19 protein-coding genes are annotated in these 24,046 nt (G+C 45.0%); 1 reads left to right on the top strand and 18 read right to left on the bottom strand.

Annotated features, from left to right (window positions below; all coding sequences use genetic code 11):
• Positions 1-221: 221 nt before the first annotated feature.
• Positions 222-1,505, bottom strand: a complete 1,284-nt coding sequence (gene eno / locus AR1Y2_RS04960; RefSeq protein ID WP_137327973.1) for a phosphopyruvate hydratase — start codon at positions 1,503-1,505, stop codon at positions 222-224.
• Between the two features lie 520 nt (positions 1,506-2,025).
• Here eno and AR1Y2_RS04955 point away from each other — a divergent pair.
• Positions 2,026-3,318 (top strand): MFS transporter, encoded by a 1,293-nt coding sequence (locus tag AR1Y2_RS04955; RefSeq protein ID WP_137327972.1) that lies wholly within the window; start codon positions 2,026-2,028, stop codon positions 3,316-3,318.
• 40 nt (positions 3,319-3,358) lie between these two features.
• Here the strand turns inward: AR1Y2_RS04955 and ppdK are convergent, their stop codons facing one another.
• From ppdK to AR1Y2_RS04870, 17 genes are all read right to left on the bottom strand, one after another.
• Positions 3,359-5,986 carry a pyruvate, phosphate dikinase gene (ppdK, locus tag AR1Y2_RS04950; RefSeq protein ID WP_137327971.1) on the bottom strand — a complete coding sequence of 876 codons (2,628 nt, stop codon included), beginning with the start codon at positions 5,984-5,986 and terminating at the stop codon, positions 3,359-3,361.
• Positions 5,987-6,172: 186 nt separating this feature from the next.
• Positions 6,173-6,937 carry a DUF975 family protein gene (locus AR1Y2_RS04945; protein ID WP_137327970.1) on the bottom strand — a complete coding sequence of 255 codons (765 nt, stop codon included), beginning with the start codon at positions 6,935-6,937 and terminating at the stop codon, positions 6,173-6,175.
• Between the two features lie 130 nt (positions 6,938-7,067).
• Positions 7,068-7,772, bottom strand: a complete 705-nt coding sequence (locus AR1Y2_RS04940) for a C39 family peptidase (protein WP_137327969.1) — start codon at positions 7,770-7,772, stop codon at positions 7,068-7,070.
• A gap of 165 nt (positions 7,773-7,937) precedes the next feature.
• A complete protein-coding gene (locus tag AR1Y2_RS04935; RefSeq protein ID WP_137327968.1) occupies positions 7,938-9,197 on the bottom strand; it encodes a DNA polymerase Y family protein in 1,260 nt (419 codons plus the stop codon).
• 127 nt (positions 9,198-9,324) lie between these two features.
• Positions 9,325-12,294, bottom strand: coding sequence for a LamG-like jellyroll fold domain-containing protein (locus tag AR1Y2_RS04930; RefSeq protein ID WP_137327967.1), 2,970 nt, complete (start codon positions 12,292-12,294; stop codon positions 9,325-9,327).
• Between the two features lie 181 nt (positions 12,295-12,475).
• Positions 12,476-13,285: an alpha/beta hydrolase gene (locus AR1Y2_RS04925; protein ID WP_137327966.1), complete on the bottom strand. Its 810-nt coding sequence runs from the start codon at positions 13,283-13,285 to the stop codon at positions 12,476-12,478.
• 91 nt (positions 13,286-13,376) lie between these two features.
• Positions 13,377-15,359: a ferrous iron transport protein B gene (gene feoB, locus AR1Y2_RS04920; RefSeq protein WP_137327965.1), complete on the bottom strand. Its 1,983-nt coding sequence runs from the start codon at positions 15,357-15,359 to the stop codon at positions 13,377-13,379.
• A complete protein-coding gene (locus tag AR1Y2_RS04915) occupies positions 15,356-15,598 on the bottom strand; it encodes a FeoA family protein (RefSeq protein WP_137327964.1) in 243 nt (80 codons plus the stop codon). The genes feoB and AR1Y2_RS04915 overlap by 4 nt, the downstream gene beginning before the upstream one ends.
• Positions 15,599-15,657: 59 nt before the next feature.
• Complete coding sequence (locus AR1Y2_RS04910; protein ID WP_137327963.1) at positions 15,658-16,458, bottom strand: ABC transporter permease; 801 nt, start codon at positions 16,456-16,458, stop codon at positions 15,658-15,660.
• Positions 16,459-16,470: 12 nt separating this feature from the next.
• Positions 16,471-17,328, bottom strand: coding sequence for an ABC transporter permease (locus tag AR1Y2_RS04905; protein WP_137327962.1), 858 nt, complete (start codon positions 17,326-17,328; stop codon positions 16,471-16,473).
• A complete protein-coding gene (locus AR1Y2_RS04900) occupies positions 17,303-18,430 on the bottom strand; it encodes an ABC transporter ATP-binding protein (RefSeq protein WP_137327961.1) in 1,128 nt (375 codons plus the stop codon). The genes AR1Y2_RS04905 and AR1Y2_RS04900 overlap by 26 nt, the downstream gene beginning before the upstream one ends.
• A gap of 19 nt (positions 18,431-18,449) precedes the next feature.
• On the bottom strand, positions 18,450-18,797 hold the full coding sequence (locus AR1Y2_RS04895) for a P-II family nitrogen regulator (protein ID WP_175403589.1): 348 nt from the start codon (positions 18,795-18,797) through the stop codon (positions 18,450-18,452).
• Between the two features lie 17 nt (positions 18,798-18,814).
• Positions 18,815-19,894 (bottom strand): ABC transporter substrate-binding protein, encoded by a 1,080-nt coding sequence (locus AR1Y2_RS04890; protein WP_137327960.1) that lies wholly within the window; start codon positions 19,892-19,894, stop codon positions 18,815-18,817.
• Between the two features lie 104 nt (positions 19,895-19,998).
• On the bottom strand, positions 19,999-21,723 hold the full coding sequence (locus AR1Y2_RS04885; RefSeq protein WP_137327959.1) for a ComEC/Rec2 family competence protein: 1,725 nt from the start codon (positions 21,721-21,723) through the stop codon (positions 19,999-20,001).
• Positions 21,724-21,903: 180 nt separating this feature from the next.
• Positions 21,904-22,551, bottom strand: coding sequence for an HAD family hydrolase (locus AR1Y2_RS04880; RefSeq protein WP_137327958.1), 648 nt, complete (start codon positions 22,549-22,551; stop codon positions 21,904-21,906).
• Positions 22,552-22,572: 21 nt separating this feature from the next.
• Positions 22,573-23,229, bottom strand: a complete 657-nt coding sequence (locus AR1Y2_RS04875) for an HAD family hydrolase (RefSeq protein ID WP_137327957.1) — start codon at positions 23,227-23,229, stop codon at positions 22,573-22,575.
• Positions 23,223-24,017: an HAD family hydrolase gene (locus AR1Y2_RS04870; RefSeq protein WP_137327956.1), complete on the bottom strand. Its 795-nt coding sequence runs from the start codon at positions 24,015-24,017 to the stop codon at positions 23,223-23,225. Before AR1Y2_RS04870 ends, AR1Y2_RS04875 begins: the two co-directional genes overlap by 7 nt.
• Positions 24,018-24,046 lie beyond the last annotated feature (29 nt).

The raw sequence follows: 24,046 nt of genomic DNA, 5'->3' as shown, positions 1-24,046 counted from the left end.
AGTATTGACTAACTATCTGCAGTATATACGATTCCAGTTTTCAGGTCAATATCAATAATAACAATAAGAATTATTATCGTTTATACTCAAAATACTGTTCTCACTCCATAGAATCTCCGAAACGATAAATTTTATGAAAAAAACAGAGAGAGATACAGCAAAATATGTATCTCTCTCTGTTTTTTATGATTTGATAAACTCAGAATTTTACCATTTGAAGTCTAAAATGTTCCGACTCCCGGGTATACGGCACTTTCCCCCAGTTCCTCTTCAATCCTCAGAAGCTGATTATATTTTGCCACCCTCTCACTTCTGCTCGGTGCACCGGTTTTGATCTGTCCGGTATTAAGTGCAACAGCGAGATCTGCGATGGTCGTGTCTTCTGTCTCCCCTGAACGGTGGGATGTGACCGCTGTGTAACCCGCTTTATGGGCCATCTTAATAGCTTCCAATGTCTCCGACACAGAACCGATCTGGTTCAGCTTGATCAAGATAGAATTTCCGCATCCCATCTTGATACCTTTTCCAAGGCGTTCCGTATTCGTTACAAATAAGTCATCTCCCACCAGCTGGATTTTCTCTCCAAGCTCCTGGGTCATGTATTTCCAGCCGTCCCAGTCTTCCTCATCCAATCCATCCTCAATGGAGCTGATCGGATATTTCTCACAAAGTGATTTCCAGTGGTCCACCAGTTCTTCTGAGGTAAATTTCTTGCCACTCTTAGGAAGAATATATTCACCTTTGTTCGCGCCTTTCCACTCGCTGGAAGCAGCATCCATAGCCAGAACAAAATCACTGCCCGGCTCATATCCCGCTGCCTGAACAGCTTCCAAAATATATTCGATGGCTTCCTCATCACTTGCAAGGTCAGGCGCAAACCCGCCTTCATCACCCACGGAGGTTGCCAGCCCTTTGGATTTCAGCAAAGCTGCCAAGGCGTGGAATACTTCCGTACACCACCGGAGTGCTTCCCTGAAATTTTCTGCTCCCACAGGCATGATCATAAACTCCTGTACATCGACGGTGTTGGCCGCATGGGCACCTCCGTTTAAAATGTTCATCATCGGCACCGGAAGACGGTTGGCATTAACACCGCCCAGAAAACGGTATAATGGCAGATCCAGGCCTGCCGATGCCGCCTTTGCGCATGCAATCGAAACCGCAAGGATCGCATTGGCCCCAAGCTTTGATTTATCCTTTGTTCCGTCTACGCTGATCATCGCTCTGTCCACCGCGTAAGTATCGGATGCATCCATCCCTTTTAAAGTATCGTTAATGATCGTATTAATATTATGAACTGCCTTGGACACACCTTTTCCTCCAAAACGCTCCTTATCTCCGTCTCTTAATTCCAACGCCTCAAATTCTCCAGTTGAAGCTCCGCTGGGTGCTGTGCCCCGTCCGATTGTCCCGCCGGCTAAAAGAACTTCTGCTTCCACTGTAGGATTTCCCCTGGAATCAATAATTTCCCTTCCTATGACCTTTTCAATCTCTAAATAATCCATACTGTATCCTTTCTGTCGTGTCCCCTCTGCCCTGCGAAACACAGGGCAAAAGAGTTCTCCATGATTTATTCACTGTAGGTTAGCAATCGCTAACTATCTATAGTGTATCAGACGAAGCGTGCATTCTCAAGATTTCTAAAAAGGAATTATTCTCAATAAACAACTATCGTAGAAAACACCTTCTATTTAGTCGCCATCTTTATTCAGCAGATATTACATCCATGTTCTATATGATTGGAGTAAAGCATTCTAAGAGCCGAACGGGAATCATATGGAACATGTCATGAGTTATTCACCACTATTTCCGTCGCGCTTTTGAAATGCGCTCCTTCAATAGTGGTGAATAACTTTCGAAAAGTGGCTCCTTTTTGACAGAAGCCCTTCTCCAGCAGACATTACGTCCATTTTCTACATGATTGGAGTGAGGCATTCTAAGAGCCGAACGGAAATCATGTAGAAAATGTCATGAATAAAACACATTCCTACCGAGGATACTAATCATTAAAAAGACGGAGGAAACATGAAAAAAGTAAAATTACATTATGCATGGTTTATCCTAGCGGCTGTCATCCTTATAAGGGGATTTGCAGGCGGAGGTATCAATATGACTTCCGGCCTCTTCTTGTCTCCGGTTTCCCAGGAGATTGGTGTTGGAATTGGAAGTCTTTCCATCTATTTAAGTATCACCTCCATTGTCATGGTGTTTTGGCTCCCCTACGCAGGCCGTCTGATCAACAAATATGATATCCGAATCATGGCTGTGGCAGGAGCTGTCCTGCAGGCTCTCTCATTCGCCGGTTTTGGGTTCTTGAACAAAGTTTACGGATGGTACCTGCTGGCCATTCCCCATGCCATGGGCGCCACCATTTTAGTAAATCTGCTGGGACCTATCCTGATCAACCGATGGTTTTCAAAAAATGCAGGCACTATGCTCGGCATCCAGATGGCCTTTGTAGGCCTGTTCGGTGCAGTACTTCAGCCGGTGACTTCAAATATCATCACACAGTTTGGCTGGAGAACAGGTTATTTTTTCATAGGTGGAATTACCTTTGCCGTGGTACTTTTCACCGCTTTTATTCTTCTTAAAAACCGGCCGGAAGAAAAACATCTTCTTCCGTTTGGCGCGGATACTGAAACAGCAGGAAAAAACTCCAACTTCACCCAAAAGGACCAGCTGGAGATTCCAGAAAAAACTGCGCTGCATTCTGCCTCTTTTTATTTGCTGCTGCTTTTTATGATCGCTATCACCGGGATCGGTGTCTTTACCCAGCATATTCCTACCTATGGTTCCCTGTTGGGTTACAGTGTTAGGAAAACCGGATCGGCTCTGGCATATGCCTCCATCGGCAGTGCCATCGGCTCCGTTGCCATCGGGATCATCAGCGATAAGATCGGCAGTCTCAAAACCTGCTACGGAATGATCGGCATCGGCATCACTGCAGTGTCCGGATTTCTCTTAAGCCAGAGGAGCTTTGTCGTATTTGCTGTTTCCACTTTCCTTCACGGGCTGGTAAGCTCTGGTATCATGGTTTTAGCCCCGATCCTTACACTGAAATTTTACGGTCAGTCAGACTATGAAAAGATATTTGCCAAGATATCAATGGGCGCACCCATTGCCTCCATTGTGTTAGTTCCCGGTTATGGGTTTATCTACGATCTGACGGACAGCTACCGTGCCGTTCTATTTGGCATGATCTGCCTTCTGCTCCTGGCTTCACTGTGCATCACTGTCGGCTGGAAAAAACGATGTACGAAAGAAGGATGTCCACAATGGAGAAAAAACAGATATGATGGCAGGCAAAAAAGATCCTGAGCAATATGCTCAGGATCTTTTCTACTATACATTATACATCTTATTTTTTATCATTCAGCGCTGCCTGTGCTGCTGCAAGCCTTGCGATCGGCACACGGTATGGGCTGCAGGATACATAATTTAATCCAACCTTGTGACAGAATTCAACGGATGCAGGATCTCCTCCATGCTCTCCACAGATACCAAGTTTGATATCCGGACGGGTTGATCTTCCCTTTTCTGCTGCCATAGCGATCAACTGGCCGACACCATCCTGATCCAATTTGGCAAATGGATCTGATTCATAGATCTTGTTGTCATAGTATGACTCCAGGAACTTACCGGCATCATCACGGGAGAATCCAAAGGTCATCTGTGTCAAGTCATTAGTTCCGAAGGAGAAGAATTCTGCTTCCTCGGCAATTTCATTGGCCAGAAGAGCGGCTCTAGGGATCTCGATCATCGTACCGATGTGGTAATCAATGTCAGACTCATAATATGCTTTCACCTTCTCTGCTGTCTCAACAACAACATTCTTGACAAACGCTAACTCTTTCTTTTCTCCTACAAGAGGGATCATGATCTCAGGAACAATATCAAATCCTTTTTCTTGTTTCACTTCGATGGCAGCTTCCATGACAGCTCTTGTCTGCATCTTGGCGATCTCCGGATATGTGACTGCCAAACGGCATCCGCGGTGTCCCATCATCGGGTTGAACTCATGCAGAGATGCACGGGTCATGTTGATCTCTTCCACGGTCACGTTCATATCCTTTGCCAGAGCTGAGATCTCTTCCAGAGTAGTCGGAAGGAACTCATGCAGAGGCGGATCTAAGAAACGGATGGTGACCGGTTTTCCTTCCATAACCTCATAGAGCTCTTTGAAGTCCTTCTTCTGATAAGGGATCAACTGATTCAGAGCGATCTCTCTTGCTTCCTTGGTTCTTGCTAAGATCATACGGCGAATCTTCGGAATTCTCTCTGCGTCAAAGAACATATGCTCTGTACGGCAGAGTCCGATTCCTTCTGCTCCGAACTTCACAGCGTTCAGTGCGTCTGCCGGTGTATCTGCATTGGTACGGACTTTCAATGTCCTGATCTCATCTGCCCATGTCATGATACGGTCAAAGTTACCGCTGATGGTAGCTGGGATCGTGCGGATCTCACCATAGTAAACCTTACCGGTAGATCCATCAATCGAAATATAATCTCCCTCCCGGACAGTCTTTCCGCCCAGAACGAACAATCCTTTTTCTTCGTCTAACTGGATATCCCCGCATCCGGCAACACATGCAGTACCCATACCACGGGCAACAACTGCCGCATGGGATGTCATACCTCCCCGTGCTGTCAGGATACCTTCAGCCGCATGCATACCTTCGATATCTTCCGGTGAAGTCTCCAAGCGGACAAGGATAACTTTTTCTCCTGCCTCGTGGTGAAGCTTTGCAGTCTCAGCAGTAAAGTAAACCTTGCCGGTAGCAGCTCCAGGAGATGCTGGAAGTGCTTCCCCAATCGGAACGGCAGCTTTGATCGCTTCCGGATCAAAGCGCGGATGTAATAACTGATCTAATGCTTTGGCTTCAATCCTTGAAACCGCTTCTTCTTTTGTGATCATTCCCTCGTCTACAAGCTCACAGGCGATGCGGAGGGCTGCCGGTGCAGTTCTCTTACCATTTCTCGTCTGTAAGAAATACAGTTTTCCTTCCTGAATGGTAAACTCCATATCCTGCATGTCGCGGTAATGGTCCTCAAGAGTCTTGGCAATCTGCATAAACTGTTCATAACACTCAGGCAGGTCCTCTTTCAGTCTGGTGATCGGCTGCGGAGTACGCACACCTGCTACCACGTCCTCACCCTGTGCATTGATCAGGTATTCACCGTAAATCTGTTTCTCACCGGTGGATGGGTTTCTTGTAAATGCAACACCGGTTCCTGATGTATCTCCCATGTTTCCGAATACCATGGTCTGTACATTGACCGCAGTACCCCAGTCACCAGGGATATCGTTCATTCTTCTATAATAGATAGCACGAGGATTATCCCAAGAACGGAATACAGCCTTAATCGCTTCTAACAACTGCTCTTTCGGCTCCTGAGGGAAATCTTCCCCTAACTCGTTTTTATATATCTCTTTATAACGCACAATGACTTCTTTTAAATCATCTGCTGTCAGATCTGTATCAAATTTCGCTCCCTTGGCCTCCTTCATCTCGTCAAGGACAGCTTCAAATTTAGCTTTGTCCACTTCTTTTACAACATCTGCGAACATCTGGATAAATCTGCGGTAGGAATCATAAGCAAACCGTGGGTTGCCGGTCTTCTTTGCAAATCCTTCTACAGCTACGTCATTTAAACCTAAGTTTAAGATTGTATCCATCATACCAGGCATAGATACTCTGGCTCCGGAACGTACGGAAACCAACAATGGGTCTTCTAAGTCTCCGAATTCCTTTCCTTGGATATTTTCCAATGCCTTCATAGCATCGAAAATTTGTCCCTGTACCTCATCACTGATGTTTTCACCGCAGTCATAGTAATTGGTACATGCTTCTGTGGTCACCGTAAACCCCTGAGGAATCGGAAGTCCAAGTCCTGTCATCTCTGCCAGGTTGGCTCCTTTGCCGCCCAAGAGGTTTCTCATCTCTGCATTTCCCTCGTTAAATTGATAAACCCATTTTGTTGACATGTCTATACCTCCTAAAATAGTATGTTGTAACAATGTATGTCGTTGGACTAATTGTACCACAAAATATTTTGTTTGTTAATTATTTTTATACGTTTTTAACAATATATTTTCAATTTTATCACAAAAACTATTTATTTTCTCTAAATCGACATGTTTTTCTCAATTTCTTTTATCTTTCTTTAGTAACTATTGATAAAAAGGGAATCCCCGCAGTTCTTCTGGTGATGCGATACCGTTTTGCAGAGCCATTTCACGGTTGACCTTGTATAGTTCTGCCCACGTCGTCTGTCTGTACGGCACCACATAAAAAATGTCTAGAATTCCGCATGTAAACGCAGAAAGGATCATCCATCCGATGAAGGAAAGATCCAGCACAAAAGCGTCAAACTTCTGTCCGTCCATCATCTTCCTGCTGATCTCAAATGCCCTCTCCCTTGAGATGGAAGGATTCTCTGCCAAGATATACGGGATCATCGAATACGAATAGGATTTTACGATGCCCGGTATGATCAGCAGCAGGGTCCACAGCCATACAAATAAATTTCTTAGAAACATGGTCAACACGATGTTTGAATAATTTCCTCCCTGAAATGCCATGCCAAGGAGACCGAATCTAGCCTTTCTGTCACTGTTTTCCACAAAAAAACGGTTGCAGCCCACCAACAGGGGATTCCCGACAAATATCTTAATCAGTGTAAATCCCACAAAGAAAACCACAAGTATCCCCAGCAACGCCGTCAGGATCACCAGGAACTGTGGGCTGGTCAAAAGATCCATGGTTCCCCCGTCCCATCCCGCGTTCTCTATTTCATTCTTCATACCTCTGTAGGATGCATTCCCGGTCAGCTGGCCGTTGATGATCCCCGCAACCAGGGCTACCAGTACCACAATCCAGTAATTCCTCTTGATCGACTCTTTTCCTCTGCTTTTTAATTCAGCTCTCGTCCACATATTATGTCCTCCTTTTCTTGTCATCTTATGTGAAAGTTACAACAATTAGTATAACATTATCATTCGTACTTCGTCCATCTGAAGAAAAAAGCAGATGCCGTATTTCTAAACAGCATCTGCTATGATGATTCTAATTTTCTATATGTTTTTTCAGATCAACAGTGTTACCCACCTTCAGCAGGCCGTGGTCAATTCCTTTTTCCTGCTGTTTTTCTTCCGGTTTGGTATAGCTGATCTCCCAGAAAGGTCCTCCAGCGTCTGCGCCTTCTTTCCCCTGGCTTACGATCTTCTTTAATGACCATGTCTCAGCAGTCCTTGCACGGCTTCCCACATCGGCAACCTTGACCTTATCTTTTCCGACCATTCTCGTCACTACGATAAAATGGCCGTACTGTGTAAAGTCTCCAGGTCCCACCAAGGCTACTACCGGATGGCCGTTCTTCAGAGCTCTTGTAATGGCTTTATAATCGGTACCCAGGCCTTTGCAGTTTAATCCGTATTCCTTTGCAAGTCCCGGGATCACTTCATGGACACATCCTTGTCCATTAATGTACCAGCCTTTTTTATATGCGATCTTGCACATCTTCGGCACACTGACTTTCTTTCCAGTCAGTGAACTGTAACAGACTGCAATGCAGGTTGGCCCGCATCCCGCTGCTTTGATGGTGCTTTTTCCGATCTTCTTTCCTGGATAATCTGCCTGATTATAATAAACAACGTCAAGTTCTTTCTTGTCACCCTCTGCTGCCGATACATTTGTCACCTGTAAAAGCATGCCCAACATAACACAGCACATTACTGCACATACGATGCGTTTCATGTTCAGAATCTTCATTATCCTGTTTCCCTCCGATTCTATGCGCATTTTTCTCCACAATTCGAAGTATAACAAGGTTTCTCGCAAGAAGCAAGTACTATTTTTAATACTTTTGTAATATTTACATAAACAAAGCTGTGGATCCAGCGTCCTCAGCCAGCAGACATCTGTCTCTACTCCGCACTATATAATATATTTTCCATCTCCAAGTTTCTGCTCTCTTCCGGCGCTTCCAGCTCTCTGGTTCGTCTCCCCCTCTAGCAGTCTGGCACGTTTTACCGCGTCCATTCCGTATTTGTCACGGATAGCGTCAATAGATTGGTCCAGCTTTCGAAGCTTCTCCTTTTTCTGGTTTCCAAACAGATCCATCTGGGAAAATTCCTCTTTTGTGATGTCTGAGGCACGGACCCCAATCAGCCGGACAGGAATTCCACGGAAACTTTCCCGGTACAGTTCCTTTGCCGTCTGTACAATCTCATTTGTGATATCCGTGGGGGCGGGAAGTTTTTTCTGGTGAGAACTTCTGCGGAAATAGCAGTCCTTGATCTCCACTGTGATGCAGGAAGTCTTCACATGATCTGCCCTAAGTCTGGATGCCACGGACTCTGACAGAGACAGCAGGATTGGATCTGCCGCCTCAAAGGAAGTGATGTCTGACGGAAGGGTGGTGCTGTTGCCGTACCCCTTCGTATCGGCATGCTCTGCCTCCACAGGATCCCTGTCAATGCCGTTGGCATACTCATAGATCAGGATTCCGTGCTTGTTGCCAATATGAGACTTTAGAAGTTCTGGATCCATATGGGCCAGTTCCCCAATGGTCCGTATACCCAGATTGTGCAGCTTCTTTTTTGTAGCGGGGCCTACAAAAAACAGATGCTCCACAGGAAGCGGCCACATCTTTTCCGGGACCTCTTTAGGAAATAAAGTATGGACCTTGTTTGGCTTTTCAAAATCTGATGCCATCTTGGCCAGCAGCTTATTCGGCGCTACCCCGATATTCACGGTAAACCCAAACTTCTCATAAATCCGGTCTTTCAGCGTACAAGCCGCTTGATAAGGGCTCTCGTATCTCCCTACAGTCTCCGTCATGTCCAGAAATGCCTCGTCTATGCTGAACTTTTCAAGGACCGGGGAAAATGTCAGGGCCTCATTTAAAAAAGCCCTGGAGTACCGCTCATAGAGCTGATGACATGGCGGCCGTATGATGAGATCCGGACATTTGTTTAACGCCTCTCTGATGGTCTCCGCCGTTCGGATTCCCTTTTTCTTCGCTGGTATGGAGGCAGCCAGCACGATCCCATGGCGCTTGGACTCATCCCCTCCCACTATGGCCGGCACTTGCCTCAGGTCCACCTCATCCCCCCGCTCCTGCATTCCATAAACAGCCTCCCAGCTCAGATACGCAGAATTAACATCAATATGAAAGATCACTCTTGGCTTCATTCTTATCTCTCCTTTTACACTTCTGTCATTATACCATACCCGAACACACGTTTTCAACAAAAATGACTGCCCTGGAATTGGACCTTCCAGGGCAGTCTCCGGCTTTTGCTTTACAGCTGTTTTCGTCTTATTTTATCTTTACAAGATACTTCTTTGTAATGTTTCCGGATTTCATGACCACATAAACCTTTCCCCTTTTCCTGGCCTTAAATTTTCCCTTCTTGGAAATGGAAGCACGCTTGTTGGAAACTGACCATTTCACAGATTTCCTGGTGCCATAAGCCTTTGCCTTGAATGTTACACTGCGGCCTTTTTTCACCTTCTTATACGCTTTGGTTATTTTAATATAAGCTTTGACCGTTACCTTTGTTTTTAAAGTATAGGTCTTTCCGTTCTGCATCACACTAGCTGTGATATAAGCAGTTCCTGCTTTCTTTCCTTTCACATATCCAGACGAACTCACTGAGGCCGTCTTTTTATTGGAACTTTTATAAGAGACCTTAGCTCCTTTTCCTTTGTTTCCTATTGCTGCCCTATATCCCTTAGAGGCATAAATTACCTTCTTAGAGGTCATATAAGGCTTTTTCACAACTGATACCGTTGTCTTTAATATGTATGTTTTTTGATTCTGGACTACTGTAGAGGTGATCACTGCAGTTCCTGCTTTCTTTCCCGTCACATATCCGTAAGAGCTCACAGAAGCCACGGAAGCGTTGCTGCTCTTGTAAGAAACCTTGGAATCTGCTGTTTTGTTCTTAATGGATATGCGGAAACCTTCCTTCTCATCCAAGACCTTTTTTCCGACAGCAGACGGCGCCGCAGGCTCATAGACCTTCACTTGTTTTGTCAGCTGTACATTGTTTGCTCTGTACGTAATCGTGTAAGTGTCATCCACAGCTGTGAATTTTCTGCCACTAAGTGTAACTGTATTTCCTTTGGAATCCTTCACTTCTTCCGTCACTTTGACATTTGTATCTCCTGTGGAAATAATTTGTGCTGCTGCTTTCGGAACAGTATAGGAACTCCTCCGGGCCGCCGTAAAAGAAGCATCTTTCGGAATCGAGATCTCCGTGTCTGTCTCTCCCCAATAGAGTTTGGTGATCTCACCGATGGACAGTGCCCTGCTGTAGATCCTAGCGGATGCGATCTCCCCTTTAACAGGGTTTTGGATCTCACCGGTCTTATTTGTATCTGCACCCACAAAAAAATACTTGGCTCCATCTGCGGGTATTGTCCACTCTAAATCAGCTGTGACTGTATCCTTTAGTCTCCCGTTTATGTAAAGCTTTAGGACAGAACCGTCATAGGCCGCCACAGCATGAACCCACTTGGACTTATCGATCTGGGCCGTGGGTTTTTTGTAGCTGCCGCCGTGTCTGGACCAAAATTCCAAAGTCTTTCCGTCAGAATTCAGTTCAAAGCCTGCCCCCGCGCTTTCCTGGTCAGAAAATGGATTTCCTTTGCTGTCCAGTTTCATCATACACTCCATTGTGTAGCCTTTCTGCATCTTTGTATATTCATCAGACGTAAAATTGTAAGCAAATGCCGAACTGCCGTCAAATTTTGCGGTCTTTCTGCCGAGGACAGTATTCCCTACAATAACAGGGCTGCCCTTTGTAATCGTTGTATGTTTTGCATCAGACTGGTCATCTGCGGTACCAGTCTTAAAATCAACGTCCAAAAGATCTGCTTTTGGCGCTTCTTTCTTTAATTCATCATCCGTGAGCAGAGCCGCAGTCTTGATGTCCACTGTAAGTTTCTGTGTGCTCTCCTTCTGGAACGGATTGACAGCTGTAATCTCGATCCTATAATCCGTATCATCTGACAGTCCAGTCAAAGTCTTGGTCAGTTTCTGCTTCATAGGAGGGGCGTAGTAATCGGAAAAAGTCAGTTTATTCACATCCGTTTTACCAGTAGTTTTATTCATTGCCTTGATCCGGTAAGAATGAATCCAACCGTCGTCATTTTTGTCTTCGTTTCGTCCCTGAGTAAAGGTAAGATCAACAGAAGACTCTTTGACATTTGATGCCGTTGCTTTTGCCCCCTGCGGGAAAGAAGGCACTGCACTTTCCGTGGTTCTTTTCTCTGTAGTATAGGGAAATACCCGGTTCTTTACCATGTCAGGCACATTCAAACTCCATGGAGTTCCGATATATTTTCCTGCAGTCAGATCCATCCTGCGGATCGTCACCTGGTTCTTATCATCAACTTCTACCATCAGTGCCTGGGAAGCATTTTCACTGTCCGACGGCCTGGTGCCTTCCATCTTTCCTGACTCATTTTCAAAATAAGCCCCGATTGTACTATCCTGAATCGCAGTAAAACCAAGGTCCTGATTGATAGACCGCGGATCATTTAGTGTCGCATGAGAATGTCCGGAAAAGTTGATAACCTGAGGATATTGTTTCAGAAGTTCCTGAATCTTTCCAAAACTTCCATACCACTCATTGGTTACATAGGCCGTGTCCTTAAATCCATGGTGCTGTGCCAGAAAAATCGGCTTCTCTGGATCTTCTGCCGCTGCCTCTTCCAGCTGCTGCTTCAGCCATTCATAGTTATCAGAATAATCTCCACCATAGTTTTTGGCACTCATGGTGATGATATGATATCCGTCCCCCACAGTGATATTATTATTCGTATCCTGTTTATTGATTCCCTGCTTCAACTTCCCTGCCGCTGCTTTATAGCGCTCCACTGCCCCGGAAGCTGTATTGAATTCGTGGTTCCCCATCATCAGTCCCAGCTTCGTGCTGTCCTTAAGCTTCTCATTGAGAATATCCACCAGCTTATTGTATTCTCCCTCTGCTCCGTTGTTTGTTATATCCCCCACAAACACAGCCGCGTCCAGCTGGCTGTCTACACTGTAAAATGCGTCAAAGGCATTTTTCAGCTTCTCCGATGCGTCATCATTTCTGCCGATGTGCAGATCGCTTCCCACTGCAAATCGGACCTTCACACGGTCTCTGGAGATCTCCTGCCATTCCGTCTCCTGGGGTGCTGTCCATGATGCGGCTTTTACCGGGGCCAGAACACCTGCCGCCAGGAGCACCGCTGACATGGCGCAGGCTGCCGCCCGTTTCATTTCTCTTAACATCATTCCATCTCCTTTATCTCTCACCTAATTTCTGTAAAGCTTTTGAAGCCTCTTATATTGTAGAAGTATTCACAGCTTCTATCTGCCAGAAAAAGGTTAAGAGTCATTAAAAGATCGGAAAAGAATCGATTTGGAATGTAAAAAAAGAATCCCCTGTGTAAAACAGGAGATCCTCTGTGTTCCATCAGCTAAGATGTTTTTCGATCCACAAAATTGTGTCATCTATCACTTCATCTTTTTCTACTTCATTATATATCTCATGGAAAAGCTTTGCGTATATCTTGAGTGTTTTATCCCCGGAACGAATATCCCCGAACATCTCCCTTGAATCCCGTTCACTCACCAGACCGTCATTGGCACCGTGAAGGATTAACACCGGATCAATAAAACTGAAACTGTTCTTCTTCAGCCACTCCACACCATCGTAAATACTGTTCAACAGCGCCACAGAGATCTCTTTTTCCACCAGAGGGTCCTTGTTGTATGCCTCCACCACAGCTGGATCGCTGCATACCCCGTCTCCCAGCGCATTGGGTACATAAGTATCTGCCGGCATGTCCAGAGGAAGCTCCCCGGCACACTTTGTATGATATCTGGTCAGCGCTCCGGACAAAATAATACCGTCTGCCTTTCCGGGATATCTGGCACCGAAGCAGGCAGCCGCATAACCTCCCATGCTGTGTCCGATCACAAACACCGGAAGGCCCTGATTATGATTCTTGACTCTGTCCATCACTGCATTCACATCATCACTTATGGTCTCAAAATGATCATAATAGACCCGTCTGCCCTCAGACTTTCCGTGTCCCCTGTGGTCAAACCGGTAAACCATCAGGTTCTGTTCGTTGAGGCGTTCTGTCAGATACTCATATCTTCCTAAATGCTCACACAGTCCGTGGACAATGACCACTGCCGCTTTCGGCAAAGCCGTCACATCCTGCACCATATAAAGGCCTGTCCCGTCAAACGTGTGAAATGTAAATTCCTTTCTCATGGCATACCTCCCATCGTGGCTGGTTTCCTTGTATGTATCTATTTTAATACAATCCTCTGCCATTGAAAAGGAAATTCATTTGATATATGCACTATGTAATCATAAATAGACTGCCCACCTGGTAAACCACCACGGCCACAGCCCATGCAAAGATCATCTGAAAAGCCACCAGTCCAAGTGTCCACCTCGTGGATCCTGTCTCCTTTCTTATGGTCATCACCGTAGCCAGGCACGGAGTATACAAAAGACAGAATACCAGCAGGCAGTAGGCATTCAGCGAAGTAAATCCCATTCCAGACAGCATATGCAGGATATTGGCGTCAGACGAAGAAGATACCTGAAACAGGACCATAAAGCTTGAAGCTACCACTTCTTTTGCTGCCAGTCCGGAGATGAGCATGACTGCGATCTGCCACAGTCCAAGTCCCGCCGGAGCCAACGCCGGAACCAAGAACCTTCCAAACGACGCACCAAAGCTCTGGCTCATATCGCTGACTAAGCCGGTATGGTTCAAGTTAAGCAGCACCCACATGACAATAGATGCGGCGCAGATGGTGGTCCCTGCCTTGGAGAGAAAGTCTTTCAGCTTGCTCCATACATAGATGGCTATTGTTCTTTTATTGGGAGTCTTGTACTCCGGAAGTTCGATCAGCAGCGGCTGTTTCACCTTTCCCTTCAGAAGCTTGCTGTGAATAAATGCCACAAAAATCCCAAGCACTAATCCCAGAATATACATGGAATAAGCCACAGCCATGGCGGCTTTTCCGAAAAAAAGCTGGGAAAACACGAGATATATAGGAAGCTTGGCACTGCATGACATAAACGGGATCAGCATGATGGTCCTTTTCCGGTCCCGCTCATCCTCCAATGCCCTGGAAGCCATCACTGCCGGTACGCTGCATCCAAAGCCAAGCAGCATCGGTATAAATGCCCTGCCAGAGAGCCCCAGCTTGTCCATGACACTGTCCATGACAAATGCCACCCTGGACATATAGCCGCTGTCCTCCAAAAGACCCAGGCTCAAAAACAGAATAAAGATATTCGGTACAAAAGACAGTACGCCTCCCACACCTGCAAAGACTCCATCCTTGATAAGTGAAATCACCCAGGGGCTGGCGCCTATCCCCTGAAGTCCCCCCATTACATAGCCGCTCACATAATCGATGGCCATTTCCACATATCCTTTTAGAAAGTCACCAACAGTGAAGGTTAAGAAAAATACGACCGCCATAATACCGAGGAAGATTGGAATTCCCAAAATGGGATGCGTTAAAACTTCATCGATCTTGTCAGTAAATGCCGCCTTTTTCTCCTTATTGACCAGTACTTCATCCATAACCCGTTCAATGAAATGATATTTCTCATTGATAATATCATTCTCATAGGACCGGTCCACGATCCCTTCCACAAGGCTGCCGTACTTCTGGGTTACCTCGTCGTCCTGCTCCAGAAGTTTTATGGCATACCACCGGCTGTTCTCCATTTCTGGATAGTGTTCTTTTAAACGGAGCCGGATCTGTGTAATCTTCTCCTCAATCTGATCAGAGTAATCGAAGACCTGGCGGTCATTACCCTCTACCTTGTGATGGGCCACCGCATGCATGAGCACCTCAAGGCCTGTCTTTTTCCTGGCAGAGACTGGGACTACAGGTATGCCGAGCACCTCCGGAAGACGGTGAAGATCCAGCTCCATCCCGCGCTCCTTTACAATATCCATCATATTCAGCGCCAGAATCACTGGCTTGCCAAGCTCGATCAGGCATAATGTTAAATATAAGTTTCTCTCTAGAGCTGACGCATCTGCCACATCGACTATGACATCCACGTCATCCTGGAGAATATATTCTCGGGACAGCTTTTCTTCCATTGTATAGGATGTCAGGCTGTAGATACCCGGTAGGTCTACCAGTCGATACATATGGTTGTGGTATTTTAATGCGCCTTCCTTTTTTTCCACGGTGACACCGGGCCAATTTGCCACTTTCAGTTTGGCTCCTGTGTAGGCATTAAACAACGTTGTCTTACCGCAGTTTGGATTCCCTACAAATCCGACCTGCAATTCCTCTGCGCTCATGTTAAATCCCTCTTTTCTGTACGTTCCCTGACCTGGATCCCACTGACGATCTCCCTTCCGAGGGCAAACCGTGTCCCCCGGATTTTGATGATCACAGCTCCGTTACGCTTTTTGCGCATGACATAAATCTTTGATCCCTCTGTCATGCCGAGAGATTCCAGACGGCGTTTTGTCGCCAGTTCCAGTTGGATTTCTTCCACCAGATATTGTGTACCTGAATTTGTATCTGTTAATTTCATCTTTCGCTCCAAATTGATAATTGTTCTCAACAAAATAGTACGTCATTTGGTGCGTTATGTCAAGCTTCTTCCTTCTTTTCCATTCTCATCTCAAAAAATGTGGCAGCCAGCATCAGAACCACAGTTCCGAGAATCATCAATGTAGATAGCGCATTTACATCAGGTGATACTCCTTTTCTTACCATTCCGAGAATTCTGATTGGCAGCGTCATGCTGTCCGGGCCGGTTGTAAAAAAGCTCACGACCACATCATCCAGGGACATGGTCAGCGCAAGCATAGCTCCGGACAAAACACCCGGCAGGATCATAGGCAGTGTGACCCTCTTAAAAATCCTCCAGTCATTGGCCCCAAGATCTCTGGCTGCCTCCTCCACTGAAGGGTCAAACCCCGCAAGCCTTGAGCGCACGGTGATGACTACAAAGGGCATAGAAAATGTCACATGGGAAATGATCAGGGTCACCATGCTCATCTGCACTTTTACCATGGTAAAAAAGGCCAGCACCGCAATTCCCAGCACAATCTCAGGGATGACGATGGGGATATACAGAAGATTGCTGACTGTCTCTCTGCCTTTAAACTTATACCGGTACATGCCCACAGCACAGAGGGTACCCAGAATCACAGACAACAAAGTACTCAAAGCTACCACGATCAAAGTGTTAAAAAACGACTGCATCAGCTGCACATTTTCAAACATCCTCCCGTACCACTCCAGGGTAAATCCCTGGAAGGTCACATTAAGCTCAGACTGGTTAAAGGAAAATGCGACGACAACTGCGATCGGCAGATATAAAAACAGATAGAATAGACACGCATAGCAGAGCGCCAAGGGCCTTAATCCAGACTTTTTCTTTTTCATCACAACCTCCTTCTATACCATATCTTCGATACTTCCAACCCTTGAGTACAGCTTCATGATCACTATGGTCACCACAATCAGCGCGATGGCAAGCGCTGCCCCAAGAGGCCAGTTCCTGGCAGTCAAAAACTGATTTTTTATGACATTGCCGATGTTCATAGTTGTGGCTCCTCCCATCATATCAGTGATGAAGAAATAACCCAGAGACGGTATGAACGTCTGAACCGATGCGGCAAAAATTCCAGGCATGGTGAGCGGAAGTATAATCTTACGAAATACATGTGCTTTGGAAGCTCCCAGATCACTGGCCGCTTCCAAAAGAGAGTGATCCAGCTTTTCAATGGAAGAATAAAGTGGCAGCACCGTAAACGGGATCAACGCATATACCATCCCAAGAAGCACTGCTCCGTCCGTATAAAGCATTTGTAGTGGCTGGTGTATGATGCCCAGATGCAGCAAAAGTGTGTTTAAAATCCCTTCTTCTCTTAAGATGCTGTTCCATCCATAGGTACGGATCAGGGAGTTGATCCAAAACGGAAGCATAATCAGCAAAACACAGAAGGGTTTCCATTTCTTCTTTGTGTTGGAAATAATATAGGCAAACGGATAACCAAACAGCAGACAAAGTGCCGTAGTCTTTAAAGACAGCCAAAGAGAATCCATGAGGATCTTTATATATTTAGACTGGAACATTGTCTTATAGGCTGTCAGGTCAAAGGTATTGATAACACCTCCGTAAAGTCCCTTTTTCATAAAGCTGATGCCCACGATATATAAAAGTGGCAGCACTAAAAACAGCACCAGCCAGAGGATCGTAGGTGATACCGTTGCCAGAAACGGAATCTTATTGCTCTTCTTTTTCATTTTCATTCCCGGCCCCCTCTATAATTTCATAGACCCGGTCTTCCCGTGTGTGCATGACCACAGCCTTTCCAGGAAGCCAGTGAAGATATACGTTGGTGCCCACCGGGATAATCTCATCCTCTGGAGGATTTGTCATCTTGATCAGCTGGCTGTTTGGCAGCTCTATGATGGTTTTTATGATAGATCCAACAAAGATATGCTCCATTACCGTTCCCCGAATCGTAAACCCGTCCACCGGTTCCATGGATACTTTCATATTCTCAGGCCGTACACACACATAGACCATCTCATCGTAATCAAATTCCGGGGCGTCAAGCTCCACTTTGCCTGACTCCATCACAAGAGAGATCCTATGTCCCTTTTTCTCTTCAATATAGGCTTCAAATATATTGGACTCTCCAATAAAGTCCGCTACAAATTTGGTCTTGGGATGATCATAGATCTCCACAGGAGTGCCTAGCTGTTCGATCCTTCCCCCATTCATGACCGCGATCCGGTCGCTCATAGTCAGCGCCTCCTCCTGATCGTGGGTCACATAGATAAATGTGATCTGCAGCTTCTTCTGCAGTTCCTTTAATTCATACTGCATCTGTTTTCTGAGTTTTAAATCCAAAGCTCCCAGAGGCTCATCCAAAAGCAGCACCTTTGGCCGGTTCACTAAAGCCCTTGCAATGGCAACCCTTTGCTTCTGTCCTCCGGACATCTGAGACGGCATCCGTTTTTCCATTCCCTGAAGCTGTACAAGTTCTATCATTTCGTCGACTCTTTTTTTGATCTCGGCTTTGGGAACCTTTTTTTCCACAAGTCCGAATGCCACATTGTCAAAAACATTCATGTGGGGAAACAGTGCATAACTCTGAAATACAGTATTGACATTCCGGTGATTAGGAGCCCTGCCCGCCACATCTTCATCTTCTAAAAAAATCTGTCCCCCATCTGTCTCCTCAAATCCTCCGATCATCCGGAGTGTGGTTGTTTTACCACAGCCTGACGGGCCCAGAAGAGTTAAAAACTCTCCCTGGGCCACATCCAGATTCAGATGGTCAATGACAGATTTTCCTCCGTATATTTTTTCTATATCTCTTAAACGTACAATGACATTTTTCAACGAAGTTTCCACCACCCTTCTACAAAGTCTCTGCGCCCCGTTCTCCTGTACGGATACGCATCACATCATCCACAGGGGAAATAAAGACTCTTCCGTCTCCTACCTGCCCGGTTGCCAATTCTTCATGGATGGCTCCCAGCAGATCTTCTACGTCCTCTTCCCACACGACGACCATCACTACCACTTTTGGCAGAAGATTAATCTCAAAATTCATTTCCTCAAATTCAGGAATAAATCCTTCCTGGTATCCGCAGCCCATGGCTGTAAATACAGTCATACCCGAATAATCTTTCCTCTCCAGGATCTCTTTTAACTTTTCCAGCTTCTCCGGACGTATGATAATATCCAAACGTTTCATCGCTTTCATACTAATTCCTCCCCCAATCACTCTGTCTTTAATTTCGTATACAGATCATCATAGACACTTGCCGCATCCTTTACATCGTCAATATATTCTGCCCTTTTTAACTCTTTCTGATCGACATTTGCCCCGGGATTTTTCAGATAATGATCATCCAACAGCTTCTTTGTCCCGGTATTGATGCACACACCGTAGTATTCATCCAATACTTTTTTATAGTTTTCCGGCCTCAAAACGTAATTGATGAACAATCTGGCCTCTTTTGCATGCTTGGCTCCCTTGATGATAACAAAATTGTCCAGACACTTCTGGGCAGCCTCTTTTGTATAAATCACATCCAGATCCTTATTTTCTTCTATGGCCATGGCCGCATCCATGCTATACACAAGCCCCACTGCAACATCATTGGAGATCAACACGCTCTTGGGCGCATCCGCATCATAGACCTTGACATTCTTGGCAAGTTTCTTAAGCCATGGCAGGGTACTCATGATCTCATTTTTGTTTGTAGTGCTGGAGCTGTAACCCTTAACCTTCAGAGCCATTGCAGCAATCTCCCTGATATCATCCACCAGCACGATATTATTCTTAAGCTTCGGATTGGTGAGATCATTAAAACTCTTGATATCTACGTTAAGCTCTTTTAATTTCTTTTTATTTCCGCACAGAACGGTAAACGATGTCATATAAGGGATCGTATATTCATTGTTCTTGTCAAACGGCTGGTTTAAGGCGCTCTTGTCCAGGTATTTTACATTCTCGATCTCATCTTTCTGAATCGGTTCGATCAGATCCTGTTCTTTCATGGCATCGATCACGTAATTACTGGCAATGGTCATATCGTACTGACCGGTGCCTCCTGCCGTCAGCTTAGCCAGCATCTCTTCGTTGGATGTAAAGGTGGATTCTACCACTTTAATCCCGTATTCCTTCTCAAATCCATCCATGACACTCTGGGGGATGTATTCGGTCCAATTATAGACATATAGTTTCTTTGCATATCCGTCCTTTGTTTTCTCTTCTTCCTTCCCGCCGCACCCGGCCAGCAAAGATACGGTAAGTGCCATTAAAAGCAGCAGGACTGTCACATTTCTTTTTCTCATATCACTTCTCCTTTAAAATCTGCCATATTTAAAATGCCGTCAGCTTACACTGACGACATTCACTCTTCCTAACCTATTATCTACTATCTTTTTTCATTTGTCTATTATTTTTTTATATAAAATCCATTGGTTTTTCTTGTGGTGGTATTGCCGGATTTGTCAGTAAATTTCACATAGACACGAACCCACTTTTTCTTTGTCTTGTAAGTCACACTGTTTCCCGTCTTCCATTTATATTTTGAGTTCTTCTTTCCCTTGGGCACAATTTTATACTGAACCTTCGACTTTCCGCTGGTACCATAAGAAGCGGAAAAGGTAAGCTTAATAGATTTTTTATATTTTTTATTGTAACGGTTCTTGGCTGAAGTCTTGTAGGTCTTGATGCCTGACTTGCTGCCCTTGATCTTTGCACTGGACGGCGCGGAAGTATCCACCGTAAATCCTGGAAGCTTGATGACCGTGGAGCCAAGCCATGTATTATACTTCACATAAATCCTGCCCACAGAACCGTTCTTTACTGCCACAGAGCTGCCCGTCCGGTAGGGAACCGTTCGGTTGTCCTGTCCCTTCCTCACAAACTTGTATTGTACACTTTTCACTTTTGTAAACGGCTGCGGCACTCCAGAAAACTTGACCGTTATATTTTTCTTTTCGTATAACTTATAGCTGTTGGCTGCACTGTATGTTGTAGGCACCAGCTTATTTTTGCCATTGGACGAAACGCTGACGCTTTTCATAGTAGGGGAAGCCTTTTTGGAAGGATTATAATCACCTTCATAACTAGGAACATTGTTTCCTTTTTCTGTATTGACGGATAAGTTCATTCCATCAGAAGTTACAACAATCGTTCCTCTGTTGCTGGTCAGATAAACATCACTGCTCTCTAGGTCTTTTAAAGTTTTTGCTTTAGGTGATTTATTCTTATTATCATATCCATTGCTGACAACAGAAATAGACGCATTCACTTTGTCAATTAAATATTTATGATCAGAAGTATAATTTCCTACTTTGTCCTGCTCCAGAACGTCCTGCATTCCATGATGTGGAACCTTCAGAACTTGTGCAGACAAATCATATCCTTTTGAAACGATTTGCTGAATGGTTTCTTTCTGAGCGTCTCCTGTCATAAGAAAAGAATTCTTTCCATAAGAGATTTTGCATACAATGGAATACTTATTTTCCTGGCGTATATTCAGATCAACTTTTCTTCCATAAATAAAATCCATGTTCAAAGGACCGTAAAATGTGATTCTTGCTCCTCCTAAATATACAGATGAGCCTGCTGTTGGCACCTCATATTCTGTCTTTCCTTCATCTACTCTTTTTTGGATTTCTTCTTTCACTTCCTGGTAAGTTTCACTGCTGAACTCTGTATCTTCAATATCATCTGGGTCTTCATTCCCACTTGACTGATAGATTAATGAAAGGCTGTTTCCGTATATCTTCTCTACTTCAATAGATTCATCCTTTAAAACTTCTACCAAGCCACCAATATGATCCTGATGGGGATGCGTCAATAGTACAAATTCTAGTTTTCTAACATCATGATCTTTTAGATAACTATATAACCGTTTGCTTGTATCTACTATGGTTCCGTTTGTCCTAGTATACTTCTTTGGTCCCGCATCGATCAATGCATACTTAGCACTGCTTCCTTCCCCATATTGGAGCAATGCGCCATCTCCGGCCCCTACGTCAATAAAATGAATCTGAAATTTCTCAGCCGCCTGGACCTGCTTTTTCTCAATACTTCCCGTTGCAATCATTGTTGATACAACAAGTACCGCTGTCAGCAGATAACTGATCCACTTTTTGATGCCCGCTTTCATAAACAACCTCTTTCTTTTTGCATTCTCTAGTTTCCCTTTTACGTATATGCTCAGTAATTTCTTCTCCGTTTATAAAGATAACATGAATTTAATATATTTTCAATAAATCGTCACAGTTTTGTAACAAATAAATCTCCCCAGCAAGAAACTGGAGAGATTTTTTATTCTATAGCCTTCTGATTAAAAGCTTTTACACAATTCCAGAGTAATATCTTTCATGGAGGTGACGATATGGTCCACCGATTTTAATTCCTGATTGGCAACTTCCAGATTGCGGAATCCAATCACATTCATACCCGCACGTTTTGCAGCCGTAACTCCGTTATTTGAGTCCTCAATAACCAGACATTGTTCCGGCTTTGCTCCAAGCAGCACTGCCGCTTTTAAAAACACGTCTGGAGCCGGTTTAGGATGTCTGCAGTCCTTTCCGCTGACCAGCACCTGAAAGCATTGGCGGATTCCGAAGTAGTCCACAACCTGTTCAATTTCCTTTCTTGCAGAAGAAGAGGCCACTGCCAGAGGAATCCCTTCCTGGTGGATTTTCCGGATCAGATCCAAAGACCCATCAATGGCCTCATAACCTTCCTCACGGATCCTCTGTTCCCGGATCTCATCAGCACCCTTGACACACTCCTCCACAGGAATGTCAAGTCCCAGCATCTCTGTGGTGGTTTTCCACATATATTCTGAGGCTCCGCCGAAAAACTGCTCAAAATATTCTTTTGTGATGCTTTTGTCATACCGTGCAAGAAACTTGTTAGCTACAATATAAAACCCAGGCTCCGTGTTGACAATAACCCCGTCCATGTCAAAAATAACTGCTTCCACTCTTCTTCTCCATATCATCTTTTAGTTAAATAAACTCTGCAACGTTCCCAAGTCTGCTTCCTCCAAGGAATGCACAACCTTTTGGGCCGGCTCATGGGCCGGTTTTCCATATTCCGGATTACTGAAGCCGAGTACTTTCATGCCCGCCCTGCTGCCTGCGAGCACACCGTTGACGGAATCTTCCACGACCGCACAGTTTTTCGGATCCACACCCAGCTTCTCAGCCGCTGTGAGAAATATCTCCGGATCAGGTTTTGAATTTTCACAGTCCTCCCCTGTCACTAATGCATGAAAATAGTCAGACACACCTAAATCTTCTGTGATCCTGATAATATGATCCATAGGAGAAGAGGATGCCACCGCCAGCGGGATCCCCGCCTCATGGATCTCACGGATCAGTTCTATGGCTCCTTTAATCGGCGTAAATCCGTCTTCCTGGATCACCTCTTCATAAATCTCAAAGAATCGCCGGTTACAATAATCAACTGTTGTATCCAGATTCAGATATTCAATGGTGTCGGTAAAAAGTTTCTCCATCGTTGTTCCGAAGTAGCGGGCATTGTACTCCTCGTCTACGTATTCGTCAAATTCATCCAGCAATCTCAGCAGAGCTGTATAATACCCAGGTTCTGAATCTACAATCACACCATCCATATCAAAAATAACCGCTTTTAACATAAATCCCCCTTCAGTACTGCTTTTAACACCTTCAATACACCGTCTTCTTTATTGGAATCTGTCACAAAATTCGCAGCTTCCTTCACTTCGTCCCTGGCATTGGCTACCGCAAAGCTGTGGGCCGCCCGTTTGAGCATCTCAATATCATTGATATTGTCACCAAAAGCCAGAGTCTCATCTGCTGAAATGTTGTAATGCTCCTGAAAACGTTTCAGGGAGCTTCCTTTATTCACTCCAAGGTTCATACAGTCTACCCATTTTTCTCCTGCGCTTGCAACGTAGATCCTGCCGCCCCATCTGTCGTAAAACTCTTTTCCGACTGCTTCCTCTGCGTTTTGGTTGTGGAATACAGACACCTTACACACGCCTGCCTCTACCTTAAATAAGTCATCCACCATCACTGCGTTATAGCCGTAGTCGTCCTTCATATGGCGGTAGAGCATCTCCGAATCAAAATAGCTGGTCTCCCCGTCATTGAGGGCACAGGTACATCCCGGGATCTCCATGGCATCTTCCATAATACTTTTCACTATAAACGGATCCATCACATCCACATGCTTATATTCCTTAGATGTGATACAGGAACCATTTTCGGATAAAAAGATAATATCATCTTTGATCGGTTCAAAAAAACGCTCAATACTCTTTCTCTGACGTCCGCTGGCCGCTACAAAGAGTACTCCCCGCTTCCTGAACTCCCGGATCACGTCAAAATATTCCGGATTCAGATTCATAGCCGCTTCTTCCACCAAGGTTCCGTCAATATCAGTTGCAATTAGTCTAATCATGGGCATCCTTTCTGTAAACATTGATCATC

The organism is Anaerostipes rhamnosivorans, from assembly GCF_005280655.1.
GTDB lineage: Bacteria > Bacillota > Clostridia > Lachnospirales > Lachnospiraceae > Anaerostipes > Anaerostipes rhamnosivorans.
Note: the sequence above shows the minus strand (reverse complement) of the source record. Positions and strands in the feature narration are given on the sequence as shown.

What these genes read in the sequence shown, in the direction of transcription:
- eno (WP_137327973.1), bottom strand. Translation starts at nt 1,505, where the DNA reads ATGGATTATTTAGAGATTGAAAAGGTCATAGGAAGGGAAATTATTGAT.
- AR1Y2_RS04955 (WP_137327972.1), top strand. Translation starts at nt 2,026, where the DNA reads ATGAAAAAAGTAAAATTACATTATGCATGGTTTATCCTAGCGGCTGTC.
- ppdK (WP_137327971.1), bottom strand. Translation starts at nt 5,986, where the DNA reads ATGTCAACAAAATGGGTTTATCAATTTAACGAGGGAAATGCAGAGATG.
- AR1Y2_RS04945 (WP_137327970.1), bottom strand. Translation starts at nt 6,937, where the DNA reads ATGTGGACGAGAGCTGAATTAAAAAGCAGAGGAAAAGAGTCGATCAAG.
- AR1Y2_RS04940 (WP_137327969.1), bottom strand. Translation starts at nt 7,772, where the DNA reads ATGAAGATTCTGAACATGAAACGCATCGTATGTGCAGTAATGTGCTGT.
- AR1Y2_RS04935 (WP_137327968.1), bottom strand. Translation starts at nt 9,197, where the DNA reads ATGAAGCCAAGAGTGATCTTTCATATTGATGTTAATTCTGCGTATCTG.
- AR1Y2_RS04930 (WP_137327967.1), bottom strand. Translation starts at nt 12,294, where the DNA reads ATGATGTTAAGAGAAATGAAACGGGCGGCAGCCTGCGCCATGTCAGCG.
- AR1Y2_RS04925 (WP_137327966.1), bottom strand. Translation starts at nt 13,285, where the DNA reads ATGAGAAAGGAATTTACATTTCACACGTTTGACGGGACAGGCCTTTAT.
- feoB (WP_137327965.1), bottom strand. Translation starts at nt 15,359, where the DNA reads ATGAGCGCAGAGGAATTGCAGGTCGGATTTGTAGGGAATCCAAACTGC.
- AR1Y2_RS04915 (WP_137327964.1), bottom strand. Translation starts at nt 15,598, where the DNA reads ATGAAATTAACAGATACAAATTCAGGTACACAATATCTGGTGGAAGAA.
- AR1Y2_RS04910 (WP_137327963.1), bottom strand. Translation starts at nt 16,458, where the DNA reads ATGAAAAAGAAAAAGTCTGGATTAAGGCCCTTGGCGCTCTGCTATGCG.
- AR1Y2_RS04905 (WP_137327962.1), bottom strand. Translation starts at nt 17,328, where the DNA reads ATGAAAATGAAAAAGAAGAGCAATAAGATTCCGTTTCTGGCAACGGTA.
- AR1Y2_RS04895 (WP_175403589.1), bottom strand. Translation starts at nt 18,797, where the DNA reads ATGAAAGCGATGAAACGTTTGGATATTATCATACGTCCGGAGAAGCTG.
- AR1Y2_RS04890 (WP_137327960.1), bottom strand. Translation starts at nt 19,894, where the DNA reads ATGAGAAAAAGAAATGTGACAGTCCTGCTGCTTTTAATGGCACTTACC.
- AR1Y2_RS04885 (WP_137327959.1), bottom strand. Translation starts at nt 21,723, where the DNA reads ATGAAAGCGGGCATCAAAAAGTGGATCAGTTATCTGCTGACAGCGGTA.
- AR1Y2_RS04875 (WP_137327957.1), bottom strand. Translation starts at nt 23,229, where the DNA reads ATGTTAAAAGCGGTTATTTTTGATATGGATGGTGTGATTGTAGATTCA.
- AR1Y2_RS04870 (WP_137327956.1), bottom strand. Translation starts at nt 24,017, where the DNA reads ATGATTAGACTAATTGCAACTGATATTGACGGAACCTTGGTGGAAGAA.